This is a genomic window from Hymenobacter sp. 5317J-9 (genome assembly GCF_022921075.1).
Taxonomy (GTDB): Bacteria; Bacteroidota; Bacteroidia; order Cytophagales; family Hymenobacteraceae; genus Hymenobacter.
This window is the reverse complement of record NZ_CP095050.1, coordinates 1,129,439-1,144,845: the sequence shown is the minus strand read 5'-3', so window position 1 is coordinate 1,144,845 and position 15,407 is coordinate 1,129,439. Positions and strand designations below refer to the sequence as shown.

Annotated in this window: 12 protein-coding genes; 5 read left to right on the top strand and 7 right to left on the bottom strand. The window is 62.7% G+C overall.

The genetic code is table 11. The features are described from left to right. Nucleotides 1-2: 2 nt before the first annotated feature. Nucleotides 3-2,465, bottom strand: a complete 2,463-nt coding sequence (locus tag MUN81_RS04500) for a M4 family metallopeptidase (protein WP_245115453.1) — start codon at nucleotides 2,463-2,465, stop codon at nucleotides 3-5. A gap of 221 nt (nucleotides 2,466-2,686) precedes the next feature. Beyond that, a complete protein-coding gene (locus MUN81_RS04495; RefSeq protein ID WP_245117363.1) occupies nucleotides 2,687-4,021 on the bottom strand; it encodes an amidohydrolase in 1,335 nt (444 codons plus the stop codon). 168 nt (nucleotides 4,022-4,189) lie between these two features. On the opposite strand from MUN81_RS04495, the gene MUN81_RS04490 reads away from it, so the two are divergent. Continuing rightward, nucleotides 4,190-4,897: a sphingomyelin synthase family protein gene (locus MUN81_RS04490; protein WP_245115452.1), complete on the top strand. Its 708-nt coding sequence runs from the start codon at nucleotides 4,190-4,192 to the stop codon at nucleotides 4,895-4,897. A gap of 118 nt (nucleotides 4,898-5,015) precedes the next feature. Beyond that, nucleotides 5,016-5,669, top strand: coding sequence for a hypothetical protein (locus MUN81_RS04485; protein WP_245115451.1), 654 nt, complete (start codon nucleotides 5,016-5,018; stop codon nucleotides 5,667-5,669). Between the two features lie 243 nt (nucleotides 5,670-5,912). On the opposite strand, the gene MUN81_RS04480 is transcribed toward MUN81_RS04485, so the two are convergent. Together MUN81_RS04480 and MUN81_RS04475 are read right to left on the bottom strand one after the other, a co-directional pair. Next, nucleotides 5,913-6,692: an SDR family oxidoreductase gene (locus tag MUN81_RS04480; protein WP_245115449.1), complete on the bottom strand. Its 780-nt coding sequence runs from the start codon at nucleotides 6,690-6,692 to the stop codon at nucleotides 5,913-5,915. Between the two features lie 93 nt (nucleotides 6,693-6,785). Continuing rightward, a complete protein-coding gene (locus MUN81_RS04475; protein ID WP_245115447.1) occupies nucleotides 6,786-7,601 on the bottom strand; it encodes a phytanoyl-CoA dioxygenase family protein in 816 nt (271 codons plus the stop codon). 515 nt (nucleotides 7,602-8,116) lie between these two features. Between MUN81_RS04475 and MUN81_RS04470 the strand changes: the two genes are divergently transcribed. The 3 genes from MUN81_RS04470 to MUN81_RS04460 all read left to right on the top strand — a co-directional run bounded on the left by MUN81_RS04470 (nucleotide 8,117) and on the right by MUN81_RS04460 (nucleotide 11,287). Next, the gene (locus MUN81_RS04470) at nucleotides 8,117-9,658 is read left to right on the top strand and encodes a hydroxymethylglutaryl-CoA reductase (protein ID WP_348533165.1); all 1,542 of its coding nucleotides are present in this window, start codon (nucleotides 8,117-8,119) and stop codon (nucleotides 9,656-9,658) included. Nucleotides 9,659-9,680: 22 nt separating this feature from the next. Next, nucleotides 9,681-10,421 (top strand): hypothetical protein, encoded by a 741-nt coding sequence (locus tag MUN81_RS04465; protein ID WP_245115445.1) that lies wholly within the window; start codon nucleotides 9,681-9,683, stop codon nucleotides 10,419-10,421. A gap of 167 nt (nucleotides 10,422-10,588) precedes the next feature. Continuing rightward, nucleotides 10,589-11,287: a hypothetical protein gene (locus MUN81_RS04460; protein WP_245115444.1), complete on the top strand. Its 699-nt coding sequence runs from the start codon at nucleotides 10,589-10,591 to the stop codon at nucleotides 11,285-11,287. Nucleotides 11,288-11,373: 86 nt separating this feature from the next. Here MUN81_RS04460 and MUN81_RS04455 read toward each other — a convergent pair whose 3' ends face one another. The 3 genes from MUN81_RS04455 to MUN81_RS04445 form a co-directional block, all read right to left on the bottom strand. Further along, nucleotides 11,374-11,898, bottom strand: a complete 525-nt coding sequence (locus MUN81_RS04455) for a hypothetical protein (RefSeq protein ID WP_245115442.1) — start codon at nucleotides 11,896-11,898, stop codon at nucleotides 11,374-11,376. A gap of 70 nt (nucleotides 11,899-11,968) precedes the next feature. Beyond that, nucleotides 11,969-13,174, bottom strand: a complete 1,206-nt coding sequence (locus MUN81_RS04450; RefSeq protein WP_245115441.1) for a homogentisate 1,2-dioxygenase — start codon at nucleotides 13,172-13,174, stop codon at nucleotides 11,969-11,971. A 150-nt stretch (nucleotides 13,175-13,324) separates the two neighbouring features. Then, entirely contained in the window at nucleotides 13,325-15,001 is a 1,677-nt protein-coding gene (locus MUN81_RS04445; protein WP_245115440.1) for a S41 family peptidase, read from the bottom strand. Between the last annotated feature and the right edge of the window lie 406 nt (nucleotides 15,002-15,407).

Here is a 15,407-nt window from a genome sequence, read left to right as displayed (position 1 = left end):
GGCTACTCTTTCACGAAGCGCTGGTGGAACACTTTCTGGCCGTCGCTGGCGCTCACGGTGTACATGCCCTTAGCCAGGCCGCTGATGTCCAGCGTGCCGTTGTGCAGGGTGGCGCCGGCCACGCGGGCGCCGCGAACGTCGGTCACGGTCACGTCCTGAGCTTCGGCGTTTCCGGGCAGGGCCAGGCGCAGGGCGTCGGTGGCCGGGTTGGGATACACCTCGAAGGTGCTGGCGGCCTCATTGCCCAGCGGCGTAGAATTGCCGGCCAGGGTGGCCGGAGCCGTGAGGGCGGCGCCACCAGTGATGTTGAGGGTGTAGTCCTCGGCCTCGCCGTAGCTGAAGGTGCCGCAGCTGGTGGTGGCCGAGTTGTCGCTCATAATCACACGCATCACCGTGGTGCCGTTGCGGGCGGTGGTGGGCACGGTGAAGGTGCTGCTGAGGGTGCCCGCGCTGGCGCTGCTGCCGCTCACCACCAGTTCGCCGGCGTCGGTGAACACGCCGTTCTTGTTGTAGTCGATGTAGATTTTCCAGTACTCGGTGTAGGCGGTGCTGGTGAAGCCGGCCGAGAAGTAGACGGTCTGGGCCGAGCCGGCAGTAACGGTGGTGCTCAGGGCCGTACCGTTGTAGTAGCCGGCGTCTTTGCCCGAGGTGCGGTTGATGCTGCCCAGCTGCACGAGGTCAATCCACTCGTAGGACTGGCTGGTGCCCTTGATGGTGCAATACGTGGTGGTGGGGGGAGGCGTAGTGCCCCCGCCGGTGTACGATGCGCCCACGCCCACGGCGTACCAGGCGTTGGTCACGGCAATGACCTGGGCCGAACCGGCGCCGTACAGGTCGGTGGCAGCTTGGATGGCGTAGGTACGGGCCTGGGCGTAGGTCGACGAGGCCGTCATGTACACGCTTTCCATGCGGTAGGTGATTTTGGCGGCGGCGTCAATGCCCACGCCGGTCACGCTGTAGGTGTTGCCGCCTTCGTTGGTGCCCGACTTGCCCACGGCCAGGATGTAGTACCAGTGGTTGAGCACGCCCGAGTTGGTGTGCACGCCGCCCTGGTCGTTGGCGTTCGACGGCGACGAGGTGGTGGCCACCCAGTACTGCCCCTTGTAGTAAGCCGGCTGGCCCAGCGACTTCGGGTCGCTCATCGAGCGCAAAGCGGCCTGCTGCTTGTCGATTTCCTCGCCAATCAGCCAGGTCGACTTCGCTTTCACACCGCCCGAGGTGAAGCCGAGGTTGGCCACCGCGTAGGCTTCAATCGAAGCGCCCCAGATGTCGGACAGGCCTTCGTTCATGGCCCCCGACTCGTTGGCGTAGGTCAGGTTGGCAGTTTTTTCGCACACGGCGTGGCCGATTTCGTGGCCGCACACGTCCAGCGCCGTCAGCGGGCGGAAACGGGTAGCGCCGTCGCCGTAGGTCATGCGCACGCCGTCCCAGTAGGCATTTTCGTAGCCAGCGCCGCCTGGCACGTCGTCGAAGTGCACGTAGCTTTTGATAACGGCCCCGGCGTTGTCGTAGGAGTTGCGGCCGTGCACGTTTTTCCAGTAGTCGTAGGTGGCCTGGGCGCCCACGTGGGCATCGCCGGCCACGTTATCGAAGTTGGCGTTGTTGTATTCGGCCGAAGTCCAGTTGTTGTCGGCGTCGATGAAATCGGTGGCCGAGGTGTAGCTGTTGCTCTTCTTGCAGTTGAACGTTTGGATGCCGAGGCCGCGGGTGGTTTCGCGCAGGAAGTAGCCGCCCGTGGTGGTGCCGTCGGCAATGGTGCGGCTGCCGCTGTAAGCTGTAGCAAAAGTGCCCGTGGCCGCCGCGTGCTTGATGATGTTGTCTTGCAACACCACCTGGCCGCTGCGCGCGTCCACGTACACGTAGGAGCGGCTGATGGGCTGGGCGGCATACACGTTGAATTTCCAGGCCAGCACCAGGGGGCCGGTTTCGGCGTTCTGGCGGCCGTCGCGCACTATCACCAACTCGCCCTGCGGGGCAAATTCGGCGGCGTTGGCTTCGGTGGTTTGCCACATGTACTTGCGGGCGCCCACGTGGGCCAGGGCCTTGGTCAGGGCCGCGCTTTCGCCCAGCGAAGGCGTGGTGCTCAGGCCCGAAATCTTCTCAAAATCGCCGCTGATGCTTTCCACGGTGCCGCCTTTGCTGTGCACGGTGTAGTCGGCGTGCTCTACGCGGATGCCTTGGTAAAACTGGGCAAACTTCTGGTGGGTATAACCAATTTGGTCGGTTTCGACCGTGCGCTGCACCATTTGGTCAGCGTTGGTGAGGCCGAGCTGTTGGCGCAACACCTGGTCGCCGCTCAGGCCGCGGTAGGCCATTTTTCCTTCGGGGCTAAACTGCACCAGCACGGGCTGGTTGTCGGTGCCCAATACTTTGGTTTGAATGCGGGCCGCATCCTGTGCTTGTGCCGCGGGAACGGCAAGTGCGCCGAGCAGAGCTACTGCTACAGCCGAGTATTGTTTTCTCATGTAAAATAGGTTGATGGTGGGAAAAGTGAGTCGCTACAAATTTTGAATTTTTTGCAGTGAATCGGCCGCAACCTAATCATTTTTACATTCCACAATCGTTGCCGATTAAAAATTCTAGTACGTATGACAAAATCTTGTACAAATCATGAACGTTTGATGAAGACGTTTTTGTACTCTAACAAATAGAATTATTCCTTTCTCCCGAATTGACCAAAATGGGCCTATTTTTGCTTGCGCGGGCCACTACCGAGGTAGTCCACGGCCAGCGTGGCGAGCGTTTTCACCCCCAGCGTGAGGCCGCTCTCGTCGATGCGGAAACCAGCCGTGTGGTGGTCGGCCGCGGTGGCGGGGTCCTGTCCCTTGGCCATGCCGCCCACAAACAAAAACAGCCCCGGCACCTTCTCCTGGTAAAAGGAAAAATCTTCGGCGCCGGTCACGGCCTTGATTTCGCGCACGTGGCCGGGGCCGGCGGCGGCTTGCAGCGTGGGCAGCATGCGGGCGGTGAGGGCGGGGTCGTTGCTGGTGACTGGCACGTAGGGCTCGATGCTGACTTCCGCGGTGGCGCCGGCACTTTCGGCAATGTGGGTGGCAATGCGGCGAATGGAGGCCCAGATGCGCTGCTGCACCGCCGGGTCGAGCGCCCGGATGGTGCCGCTGAGCTCCACGTCGGCCGGAATGACGTTGTAGCGCACGCCGCCGTGCACGGTGCCCACCGTCACCACGGCCGCGTCGTCAATCAGCTTGATTTCGCGGCTCACGATGGTTTGCAGGCCCATGATAATCTGGGCGCTGGTCACCACGGGGTCCACGCTGTTCCAGGGGTAAGCGCCGTGCGCACCCTTGCCCCGCACCTTGATGGTGAATCTATCGGAGCTGGCCATCTCGCCGCCGGGGCGGTAGGTGAGGTTGCCCACCTCGGTCTGGGCCTGAATGTGCACGCCAAACACGGCATCGACCTTGGGCTTGTCGAGCACGCCCTCCTTCACCATGAGCTTGGCGCCGCCTTCCACGCCCGGCAGCGAGCCTTCTTCGGCGGGCTGAAAGATGAACTTCACGGTGCCGGGCACGTCTTTTTTCACCTGGCTCAGCACCTCGGCCGCGCCCATGAGCATGGCCACGTGGGTGTCGTGGCCGCAGGCGTGCATCACGCCCACGGGCTGGCCCAGGTAGGTCGATTTCACTTTGGAGGCGAAGGGCAGGTCGTTGCTTTCGGTGAGGGGCAGGCCGTCCATGTCGGCGCGCAGGGCCACCACGGGGCCGGGCTTGCCCCCGCGCAGCACGCCCACCACGCCGGTGCGCCCCACGCCGGTTTGCACTTCCAGGCCCAGCTTTTTGAGGTGGGCGGCCACGATGCCGGCCGTGCGGGTTTCCTCGTTGCCCAGTTCGGGATGCTCGTGGAAGTCGCGCCGCCAGGCAATCACCTTTGCTTCTTCCTGAGTAGCCAGCTGGGCAATGCGGGCGTTGAGGGCCGCGTTTTGCGCCTGCACCGGGCGGCTCAGCGCCGCCAGTGCTACGCCAGCCAAAAGAGAACGAAGAAGAATAGCGGAGCAGCGCATCATGAGCGAAAAAGTGGGATGAAAAACAAGGTTTCCGGGCACGCAGACCCGGCGCGTAATGTTACGCCCCGGTTGCCAAACATCGGCGTGGCTGTGGGGCCGCCGCCGTATTTTTGCCCGTTGAGTTATCCGCAGCTAATTGGCTGACGTGCTTTCTCCTGTCTGATTGTGGCCAATCTTCTTTCTTCTACTACCGCCTCTCCCCTCGAAACGGCCCCGGCGGTAGCCCGCCGCACGGGTTGGGCCGCGGCCTGGAGCCGCCCGGCGTTCCGGCTGCGGCTGGCACTGGTACTTGCATTACTGGTGGGCCTGCTGCCGGTGGTGCCGGGCTTTTACCATTTCATTCAGGCGCGGCCGGGCCACCTGCTGGCCGACCCGCTGCTGGCGCTGCTGCCGGTGCACGACGTGTCGGTGCCCACGTTTGCCATCATCTACGGGGCCATTGCGGGCACCTTTGCTTACCTCCTGCCGCGGCCCAATCTGCTGCTGCGGGCGCTGTGGGGCTACTATTTCCTGCAGGTGCTGCGCATGGCCACGCTGTGGCTGCTGCCCCTGGAGCCGCCCACCGCGCTGGTGGTGCTACACGACCCGGTGATGGACCGCATTTTTGAAGTGACCACCCAGCCGATTGTGCGCGACCTGTTTTTCTCGGGCCACACCGCCACCATGGTACTGCTGGTGCTGGCGGTGCGCGGCCGCGCCTGGCGCCGGGTCCTGGTGCTGATGACCGTGGCCGTGGGCCTGCTGGTGCTCATTCAGCGCGTGCACTACACCTACGATGTGCTGGCGGCGCCGCTCTTTGCCTGGCTGGCCTACTGGCTGGCGGGCCGGATTACCAAGCGGAAGCCCTCCGTTCACGAACCCATTCTTTTTTGACCGTTTTTGCGACACACCCGAAAGCCCCGAAAACGCAGGTTTTCGGGGCCTTTTTTTTAGGTAGAGGTTTGAACGTTCTTATCTTTCAAGGTAACCACCGTTTTCTTATACTCACACCATGTATTCAAAAATGCGCTTGGGTAGCCTTGTCTTCGTGTTGTGTGCATTGTTGGGGTTTCATTCCCCTTGCTCGCCCCAGCCCTTTCGCACGGTCTTCGCCCCAACCCTGGTCATTACCGGCGTGGCCGACGCCGGCAGCGATTGCCTGCCCGAGTACGTCTCCCACGTGGTGTGCGCGGACCACGGCCGCGCCTTCTTCCGGGCGCCGGCCGGGCAGGAGTTTGAGTTCAGCAAACGCCCCTGGCCCCGCCGGCTGGTGCTCCCGGCACTTGCCGGTTACCAAGTGCTCCTTGAACGCAACAACCGGCCTGCCAAGAACGACTTGCTGCTCCTGACCGTGGCCGATGGCCGCGTCGTTCGGAAGCAGGCGCTGCCCGTGTTAGCGACGGTACGGGACGTGGACGGGGATGGGCAGGTGGAATATGGGGGCATTCTTGACTACGCGGAAGGCTTGGCGGACCCAGACAAAGGCACTTACAACCCGCTTTTATTTTACGAAATAACTCCACAGGGGTGGGCCTTGGACACCGCCGCCACGGTTGGTGTTAATCGGAAGGTGTGGGGAAAGTTTTACGGCTATAAAGCCCGACCGCAACTGGTTTTAAAAGTGTCGGACGCGTCGTTTGCGCGCTACTTGCCGAAAATCGACTAAACACAAACGCTCCTTTCGGCAAACTACTAATCGTAGCATGCCACCGAGTGCCTGCAAGCGGCTGCGGCACTTGGCGGGTTTACGAAACTCGTCTACGAATCACTGTTTACGAACCGCGCCAAGTAGATGAGTTTCGTGAACTCGGTGGCCTCCGAAAAATGCCCGCCCTCGGAAAGCAACAAGCCCTGAGTGCATTCAGGGCTTGTTGCTTTCCGAGGGCGGGCTCGAAATACCAGCCAAGCCTTACAAATACTTCTCGTAAATGCCGGCCGCTATTTTCTCCACGATGCCCTTGGGTACTACGCTGGTGAGGCCGGCCGATACCTTGTTGAGCACGCCGGGAATGATTTCGGCCTCGCCGGCCAGCAGGCCTGCCACGGCGGCTTCGGCTACGGCTTCGGGCGTCATCGAGACTTTGTTGGCGGTGGCCTGTAGCTCGGCGCCCATGCCGGCGCGGTCGGCGAAGCTGGTGGTGGTGGCGCCGGGGCACAGGCAGGTTACGGAGACATTGCTGGCCTTCAGCTCGTAGCGCAGGCCGCGGCTGAAGCTGAGCAAAAACGCCTTGCTGGCCGCGTAGAGCGACAGCGACGGCACCGCCTGGTAGGCGGCGGTGCTGGCCACGTTCAGAATGTATGCTTTGGGCGCTTTGTGCAACGCGGGCAGCAGGGCGTGCGTGAGGGCCACAGGCAGGTTCATGTTCAGCTGCAGCATGTTCTGCTGCTCGGCCAGGCTGAGCTGTTCGAAGCGCCCCCAGAGGCCATAGCCGGCGTTATTCACCAAAATGGCCAGCTGGTCGGTTTGCTGCGTGGCCCAGTTGGCCACGGTGTCGGCGGCGCCGGGCGCGGCCAGGTCGAGGACCAGCACACGGGCTTGGCGCTTATGCTTTTGGGCTACCTCCTGGGCCAAGGCGGTAAGCTGGTCTTCGGAACGGGCCACCAGCAACAGGTCGTAGCCGCGCTGGGCCAGCAGGAGGGAAATGGCCCGGCCAATGCCGCGCGAAGCGCCGGTAACGAGAGCGTACATTTTATCAGTGAACAGTTAGCAGTGAGCAATGAACAGTTGCCAGGAGTTCACCGAACAACGCTGTTCACTGCTCACTGTTAACTGTTCACTGAATTACTTCACCAAGTGCAAAAAGCGCAGGTAGAAGGGCGTGGGGCTGTCCTGGCTTTTGGGCTGGTACTTGCCCGCGAGGATGGGCACGTACATCACGCGGCGGCGGCTGGCGTCGCCCACCAGCGGCGACTGCGCGACCCGGTGCCACATGCGCCCGTCGTGCACGGTGAGGTCGCCGGGCTCGGTTTCCACGGCCACCTCGTTGGGGTCGTAGAACACGTCTTTGTAGTATTTTTTCCGAAACAGCATCTTGTGCAGGCCTTGGCGGTGCGTGCCGGGAATGACGCGCAGCCCGCCGTTGGTGGCCTTGGTGCCGTCGAGGTGCAGGCCCACGTTGAGCATGGGCCCGATGCGCTTGCCGTAGAACACGTCGCGCAGCGAGTCGGTGTGCCAGCCCATCTGGCTGAACTCGGAGCCCTCCACGTTCACGTAGTGGTTCACCACGAGGCCGTCTTTCTCGTTTTCGCCCACGCGACCGCCTTCGGCTTCCAGCAGGGGAAACAGGGCTTTGAAACGCTCGTCCTGCAACAGCTCATGCAGCACGGGGTGGTGCTGCGAGGCAAAGGCAAAGCGCTGCACAATGCGCGAGCCGTCCACGTCGTGGCCGTATTTAATGGGGACGCCGTTCACTTTTTCCACGCCCTCGGCCAGCCAGCGGGCCTGCACCTCCTGGGTGGCTTGGAGGAGCTGCTGCACGTATTCGGGCGAAGCGAACGGGCGAAAATGAAGGAATCCGTATTTAGCAAAAAAGGCTCGTTGCTCGGCCGTGAGGGCATGGCCAAGGGTGAAGCGGGGGTAGTCGGGAGATAAGGCCATAGCAGAAAAAGGGCAGCCACTGGAGGGCTTCCGGCGGGGCACAAAGGTAATACGCCCGGCGAAGCGCCCGGCCGTGCGGCGGGCCCTTCGCGCGGCGCGCGGCGGCTAACAACCGGTCTGCCGCGCGGGGGTTTTAGTGGTTGAAGCTCGCGCCGGTTGGGTGAATTCCGGGTGAACTTGGGCCCACTGCCGGCCCTTGCCGACGGTCTTCCGGCCTAAATACTTTACGGATGTTGATTTAGCTCCGCGAGCGGTTCTTGCTTTTATCTGATGAAGCGCTCCACCAAACGCCCAAAAATATTTCTGCCGCGCCACCGCACGCAGCTCACGGCGGCGGCCTTCGGAAACCGGGCCATTGGTGCGGGCGCAGCCGGCATTAATTTCCACGGACGGGTCAGGTCAATTAATTGGCGATTTCGCCCAAAATTCCCCACCTTCACTGCGGCGCTTTGCGGTGCCCCAATTCCCACACCTTCACCCAGTCTTTCGCTACAATGGTTTTCACCCCCAGCCCTATGCTCCTGAAGCTGCTCTACACGCGCGGCAGCCTGCACAACCTGCCCGAAAACGCGGGCGTGGCCTTCAGCATCAAAAACCGGCTCGACACCGTGAAAGTGACCGGCTTCCGGCAGGTGCAGATTGGGGACATGGTGGTGCCGGCCGAAAAAATACTGGTGGACCTGGGCGACGGCGAGCGCCGCCCCGCCAGCCAGATAAATGCCGACGGCCAAGCCATCGACCTGCCCGTGGGCCGCTCCCTGATGATAGTGCTCGACACGCCGGCCCTGCCCGAGGGCATGCACCCGGTGCAGGCTTGGTTTTCGACCGATGCCTTCGGCGACCTGCACGTGGAAGTGGAAGACGCCATCGTGAGCGCCGCCAACCACAAGCCGCGCATTCCGCGCGCCGCCGACGACGACTATTCCGAAGCCGCCGTGGCCGCCCGCCAGCGCTTCGCCGAGCAGTTTTCGGGCAAGGAGTTCAAGCACCTCAAGCACTACTCCTTCGACGCCCACCAGTTGCAGGGCAACTGCGAGCATTTCATGGGCGTGGCCCAGATTCCGGTGGGCCTGGCCGGGCCCCTCACCGTGAACGGGGAGCACGCCCAAGGCGACTTCCTCATCCCGATGGCGACCACCGAGGGCACGCTGGTGGCCAGCTACAACCGCGGCATGCAGGTGCTGAACCTGTGCGGCGGCGTGAAGTGCACGGTCATCGGCGACGCCATGCAGCGGGCGCCCGTATTTGTGTTTGCCGATGCCCGCGGCGCCCGCGACTTCGGCAAGTGGGTGGAAGACAACATTGACCTGATTCGGCCGCAGGCCGAAAGCACGTCCAGCGTGGCCAAGCTGCAGTACATCGACACGTACTTGAGCAACAAGTTCGCCTACCTGCGCTTCAATTTCAGCACCGGCGACGCGGCGGGCCAGAACATGGTGGGCCGCGCCACCTTTGCGGCCTGCTCCTGGATTCTGGAGAATTACAAAGACGTCAAAATCGAGCATTTCTACCTCGAATCGAACTTTGCCACCGACAAAAAGGCCTCGCAAATCAACGTGATGCGCACCCGCGGCAAGCGCGTAGTGGCCGAGGCCGTGGTGAAGCGCGAGGTGCTGCAGCAGCGCATGCGCGTGACGCCCGAGCAGCTGGCCTACCACGGCCAGGTGAGCAACGTGGGCGCCTTCATCTCGGGGGCCAACAACAACGGCGCGCACTCGGCCAACGGCATCACGGCCATGTTCATTGCCACGGGGCAGGACGTGGCCAACGTGAGCGAGTCGAGCGCCGGCATTCTGTATTCGGAAGTGACGCCGGAGGGCGATTTATACATCAGCATCACCATCCCGTCGCTCATCGTGGCCACGCACGGCGGCGGCACCGGCCTGGCTACCCAGAACGAGTGCCTGCAGATGCTGAGCTGCGTGGGCCGCGGCACGGTGCGCAAGTTTGCCGAGATTGTGGCTGGTGTGGTGCTGGCCGGTGAGCTCAGCTTGGGCGCCGCCATCAGCAGCTCCGACTGGGTGAGCAGCCACGAACAGTACGGTCGCAACCGCTAATTTCTTCTTCCTTCAGTTCCTCATGAAACTTTCGGTAATCGCGCTGCTGGCCGGGCTGGTACTAGCGGCGGGGGCCGTGACGGCGCCCGTACGGGCCCAGTCTCAGCCCGACCTCGGCGACATCGGCCTGCAGATTTACCAACGGGCCAACTCGCCCGGCGCGCTGGAGCGCATGCGCAAAGACCTCATCAACGCCCCCGAAGCCTACCTCGTGAGCGTGGAGCAGCCCGGCGTGCTGGTGCTGCCCAACAAGCGCCGCATCCGGGTGCCGGCCATGCGCTACAACGTGGCCCTGCACCTGCTCGAAGCCCGCGACTCGACCGGCAGCCACGTGTGGCCGCCGGGCAGCCTCGACGGCTTTTACCTGGGCCAGGGGGCTGATGTGCGGCATTTCCGCACGTTCGTGGTGCGCAACGGCAACACGCAGCGCGACTTTGTGGAAGTGCTGACCCGCGACGACGACGCCTTTCTGATACTGGCCGTGCTGCATCACTACGTGCACGAAGACGCTCAGTACGACCCCGTGCTGAACACCGTAAGCCGCCCGGCCCGCACCGAAATCGGGCAGGTGGTGGTGGCCGGCTCAGGCGTAAAGCCGCAGGAGCCGCTACGCGCCGTGTCGCTCAACCAGCGCGAGATTCCGCGCCTCTTCGGCACCCGCGCTGCCCAGGTAGAAGCCTACGCCGCCAAAGAGCATCTCAGCTACACCGACCTGGGCCAGGTCTTACGAATGGTGGAATACTACAATTTACAGGGAAAATAGCCACATCGGCACCGCCTTTAGAGGAAAATTAATTAACAAAGAGCCTATAGGCCTAAACACCTAGTTTATGGCTGAGCGAGTTGTTGTAAATTTGTTTCCCTTTACGTGAATTCATTTACCCCTATCCATTAGTGAAGAACTTTACGCCTTACTTTTTTGCAATTTTGTTGAGTGCCTTGGTTCGGCCGGCGGTGGCCCAAACCTCGCGCGATGCCGCCGAAGCCCGGGTGGCCTACCAGCAGGCCAACACCGGCGCTGCAATGCACACCTACCGCGCCGCCATTGGGCAGCAGCCCACCGGCTTTCTGGGGGGCAATGCGTTTCAGCCCGGCTCGCTGCGCACCTTCGACGGCCACAACCTGCTGGTGCCGGGCCTGCGCTACCACGCCGGCCTGCACCTGCTCGAAGCCCAAGACTCCGTGGAACTGGACTCGACCCACTTCTGGCCCGCCAATAGCCTGCGCGGCTTCGACCTCGGCGAAGCCGGCAACCCCGACCAGCCCCTGCGCCGCTTCCGCTCGCGCCTCGTGAAGGAAGGCAGCGCCGGCACCCGCCGCGAATTTGTGGAGGTGCTCACCGCCATCGACGCCGGCCCGCAGCTGCTGGCCTGGTTCTACGCTCCGGCGTCTGACGCCACGCCCAACGGCAAGCACCCGCTGGTGGGCACCCTGCTGGCCGGTCCCGGCACCGTGGGCACCGAACCGCTGCGCCCTCTGGAGCCCTCCGAGGGCTCCGTGATGCGCCTCTTTGGCGCCCGCGCCGATGCCATGCGCACCTTCGCCACGGCCCAGCACCTCGATTACACCCGCCCGGCCGACATCGCCAAGATGATGGACCATTACAACCGCATTGCCGTGGTGAAATAAGAACCGAATGTCTTGACGCCTAACAAAAAAAGCCGACCCCACTGCGGGGCCGGCTTTTTTGTTGGGCGTGCTTGGGGCAAAACGCGCTAGAGCGGGTTGGCCGTCACCTTGAAGCGCGAATCAGCCTTCACCGTAAAGTTACTGGCACTGAATCGGTTTGAGCGCGAATCTACGGTCAATTCATACGTCTCGGCTTTCAGGTATTCGTCGAGGCGGGCGGTGGTGGGCGTCAGCTTGATAATGTTGGTGCCCTGAGGCACGCTGCTGATGCTGGCCAGCAGGATTTTGTTATTCACGTTGGGCGTGTTGATGTACACGTCCAGCTTGTCGAGAAAGTCAAAGTTGGCCCCCGACGGGTCGGTGATGGTGAGCACCATCTGTTCGAGGTACACGTCCTTCACCTTGTCTTTGGTGGTCTTGTTGTTTTGGAAAGAAGCCGCCGAGTTGGTGGTCACGGTCACGGGCGCGGGCAGCTGCGTGGAGCCTGGCAGTCCGGGAATAACCACGCTCTGCGAGGTGTCGACGGTGAACGTCAGCAGTTGGTCAATCTTCTTGCAGCCCACCAGGGCCAGAAACAGCACCAGCGGCGCCAGGAGGAAGACTCTTTTCATGGTCATGTGTGAATATTGAACAAGGTATACGAAAAACGTTAGGACGGAAGTTCCGGACGAGCCACCGGACCTAGTCCATCATGTCGGCCGAGCGGGGCGGGTCGGGCACGAAGCCGGGGTTCCAACTCATGGGGTATCGGGCGTCTACGTAGGGCAGCGCCGCCTCGGTGAGGTAAAGCGGGCGGAAGGTGTCGACCATCACGGCCAGCTCGTGGGTTTCCTTTTTGCCGAGGCTGGCTTCCACGGTGCCGGGGTGCGGGCCGTGCGGTAGCCCCGTGGGGTGCCAGGTGAACGACGCCAAATCGACGCCCTTGCGCGACATGAAGTTGCCGGCCACGTAGTACAGCACCTCGTCCGAATCCACGTTGGCGTGGTTGTAGGGCGCCGGAATGCTGAGCGGGTGGTAGTCGAACAGGCGCGGCACGAAGGAACAGATGACGAAGTTGTGCCCTTCAAACGTCTGGTGCACGGGCGGCGGCTGATGCAGGCGCCCGGTGATGGGCTCAAAATCGTGGATGCTGAAGGCGTAGGGATAGAAATAGCCGTCCCAGCCCACCACATCGAAGGGCGAGTGGGCGTAGGTGAGCTGGTGCAGCATGCCTTCTTTCTTCACCTGCACCAAGTAGTCGCCCTCGGGCTGGTCGTGGGGCAGTAGCTCGGAGGGCGGGCGCATGTCGCGCTCGCAGTAGGGCGAGTGTTCCAGCAGCTGGCCGAAGTGGTTGCGGTAGCGCCGCACCGTTTCGACGGGGCTGAACGACTCCACAAGCATCAGTCGCACGGGGCCTTCCTCAAAGTGCAGCTGGTGAATGATGGTGCGCGGCACCACCACATAGTCGCCGGGCTCGAAGGCCACTTTGCCCATCTGGCTCCACAGCTCGCCGCGGCCTTCGTGCACGAAAATCACTTCGTCGGCCTGGGCATTTTTGTAGTAGTAGCCCATCTGCTTTTCCGTGGGGTTGCAGATGCTCATGGTCACGTCGGCGTTGCCGAGCAGCGTTTGGCGGGCGGCCAGGTAGTCGCCGCCGGTGGTGGTTTGGGCCAGCGTGCGCAGGTGCTCGGGCTGCAGCGGCCGGTCTTTCAGCAGCTTGGGCGAGTAGGGCTTGGGCTCGCCCACGTGCTTAATCTGCGTGGGCGGGTGCACGTGGTAGAGCAGCGACGACACGCCGTGAAACCCCAGCGTGCCCACCAGCTGCTCCGAATACAGGGAGCCGTCGGGCTGGCGAAACTGGGTGTGGCGCTTGCGCGGAATCTGGCCGAGGCGGTGGTAATACGACATAATTCAGGGGTGGGATTAGCTTGCGCTGACCTGCGGTTGGGCCCGTGAAGTTACGAAAAACACGTACCCGCGCATTGTACCCCCAGCCGAGCCTGGGCGCGGACAGAGCGAGGGCCAACGATTTCAACCCAAGCACAGCTTGGGGGTACGCTACTTCCCTAGTAGCGCCAGTTGTGCCGAGCTGTCGCTCACAGCGTGCAGGGCACTTTGCAGCTCCTGGTCCTGCTCGCGCAGCACCGTGTAGTAGGCCACCGTGCCGTAGGCGCTGCGGGCAATATAGGCTTTCAGCTGGTTGCGAAGCAGCGCAGCGCAGCGGCGCACGGTGCCGGCATCGGCCTTCACGCCGTCCTGCGCGGCCTGGGCAGCCAAGCTCACCAGCTGCGTGTCTGAGATGCGGAAGGTGGCGTTGAACTGCTCGAAGCGCAGGCCTTCCAGCTCGGCTTTGTGGGCCTGGTAGAAGTTCAGAGCAAAAGCGCGGGCCACGCCGTGGCTCATCAGCTGCGTGAAGTAGGCAGAGTGGGCTACCGAGTCGCGGGCCACAAACACGTCGGGCATGATGCCGCCGCCGCCGTACACCGTGCGGCCGTGGTCGGTGCGGAAGCGCAGGCCTTTGGCAAACTTCACGCTGTCGGCCGACTGCAGCTCGCCGCGGGCGGCGCGGTTGGCCACGTCGGCGCTGTATTCGGCGTAATTGGCGCCGTAGGGCTTCTGAATGGAACGGCCCGCCGGCGTGTAGTAGCGGGCAATGGTGAGGCGCAGCTCGCCGCCGTCGCTCAGGGCAATGGGCTGCTGCACGAGGCCCTTGCCAAAGGTGCGGCGGCCCACCAGAATGGCGCGGTCGTGGTCCTGCAGGGCGCCGGCCACCACTTCGGCGGCCGAGGCGCTGCCTTCGTCCACGAGCACCACCAAGGCGCCTTCCTCAAATTCGCCGGCCACTTTGGCGTAGGTCTGCGAGTCGTATTGCTCGCCTTTGCCGTCGGTGTACACGATTTTGCGCGAGCCGGCGATGAACTCATCGGCCAGGCGAGTGGCACGGTCGAGGTAGCCGCCGGGGTTGCCGCGCAGGTCAAGCACGAGGCGCGTGAGGCCCTGCCGACGCAGGTCTACCAGCGCGGCCTTGAACTCGTCGTAAGTATTCGAGGCAAAGCGGCTCACCTTGATGTAGCCGGTCTGGTCATCCACCAAGTAGGCCGCGTCGATGGAGGAGTTGGTGATGCGGCTGCGGGCAATGCTCAGCCGCAGCGACTGGCCCAGGTGCCGGCGGCGCAGCTCCACGGCCACGCTGCTGCCGCGGGGGCCGCGCAGCAGCTCGGTGAGGCGGGCCGTGGTCAGGTGTGCGCCCGACACGCGCTTGCCGGCGATGCTCAGAATCTGGTCGCCGGGCTGCACGCCGGCCTGCTCGGCCGGGCCGCCGCTGAGCGGGGCCACCACCGTCACGGTATCGCGAAAGAGGTTGAATTCGAGGCCCACGCCGTCGTAGTCGCTCTGCAGGAAGGCGTCGGTTTTGTCGCGCTCCCGGGCCGGAATGTACACCGAGTGCGGGTCGAGCTTTTCCAGCATCTGCACCACGGCGTAATCGGCCAGCCCTTCGGTGTCGACGGAGTCGGCGTAGTCGCGGTCCACGTAGCTCAGAATCTCCTTGAAGCGCAGGTAGCCGCGGGCCGTGGCGTCGGGATTTTCCGACGAGGGCCGGAAAGGGTTGTTGGCCACCAGCACGCCGCAGGCCATGGCCAGCGTGAGCAACGCGCCCTGCCGCAGCCACCCGCGCAGCCGCCGAGGGGCAGCCAGCCGAGCACGTTCCGGAACGTCGGGAGAGGTAGCAGACATTAATAGAGTATAGAAGTTAGCGTATAGAATAAATCGTAAGTTGAAATCAAAACTATTGAAACTTTCTTAGCCACCATGCAAAAGGCATAGGGAAAAGCTATTTTCTTTAATAAATACAGTAAATTAAGTTCAAAAAGCAAATAAACGGTTAACATCTACGGGATATTGCAATTATAAATCGTGCTTAAGTGCATCTTATTTGACAATGCAATTTGGTACTTTACATAGTCGTCATTGAAAAGCATTCGATGAGCCCGGGTGAAATCACGCTGAATATGAAGTTTTCCGGGGCCAGCGTCGGGCGGGTCAGCAGGTACGACCACGGCCAGGTTTCGGATTGAGCCCTCCCCCCTGCCGTATCTTTGCACCGCGGCCGCGGCGGCCGTCTCCTTTCCGCATCAGCACC

Excerpts from the sequence above, each read along its gene's own strand:
- MUN81_RS04500 (WP_245115453.1), bottom strand. The coding sequence starts at position 2,465 with ATGAGAAAACAATACTCGGCTGTAGCAGTAGCTCTGCTCGGCGCACTT.
- MUN81_RS04495 (WP_245117363.1), bottom strand. The coding sequence starts at position 4,021 with ATGCGCTGCTCCGCTATTCTTCTTCGTTCTCTTTTGGCTGGCGTAGCA.
- MUN81_RS04485 (WP_245115451.1), top strand. The coding sequence starts at position 5,016 with ATGTATTCAAAAATGCGCTTGGGTAGCCTTGTCTTCGTGTTGTGTGCA.
- MUN81_RS04480 (WP_245115449.1), bottom strand. The coding sequence starts at position 6,692 with ATGTACGCTCTCGTTACCGGCGCTTCGCGCGGCATTGGCCGGGCCATT.
- MUN81_RS04475 (WP_245115447.1), bottom strand. The coding sequence starts at position 7,601 with ATGGCCTTATCTCCCGACTACCCCCGCTTCACCCTTGGCCATGCCCTC.
- MUN81_RS04470 (WP_348533165.1), top strand. The coding sequence starts at position 8,117 with ATGCTCCTGAAGCTGCTCTACACGCGCGGCAGCCTGCACAACCTGCCC.
- MUN81_RS04465 (WP_245115445.1), top strand. The coding sequence starts at position 9,681 with ATGAAACTTTCGGTAATCGCGCTGCTGGCCGGGCTGGTACTAGCGGCG.
- MUN81_RS04455 (WP_245115442.1), bottom strand. The coding sequence starts at position 11,898 with ATGAAAAGAGTCTTCCTCCTGGCGCCGCTGGTGCTGTTTCTGGCCCTG.
- MUN81_RS04450 (WP_245115441.1), bottom strand. The coding sequence starts at position 13,174 with ATGTCGTATTACCACCGCCTCGGCCAGATTCCGCGCAAGCGCCACACC.
- MUN81_RS04445 (WP_245115440.1), bottom strand. The coding sequence starts at position 15,001 with ATGTCTGCTACCTCTCCCGACGTTCCGGAACGTGCTCGGCTGGCTGCC.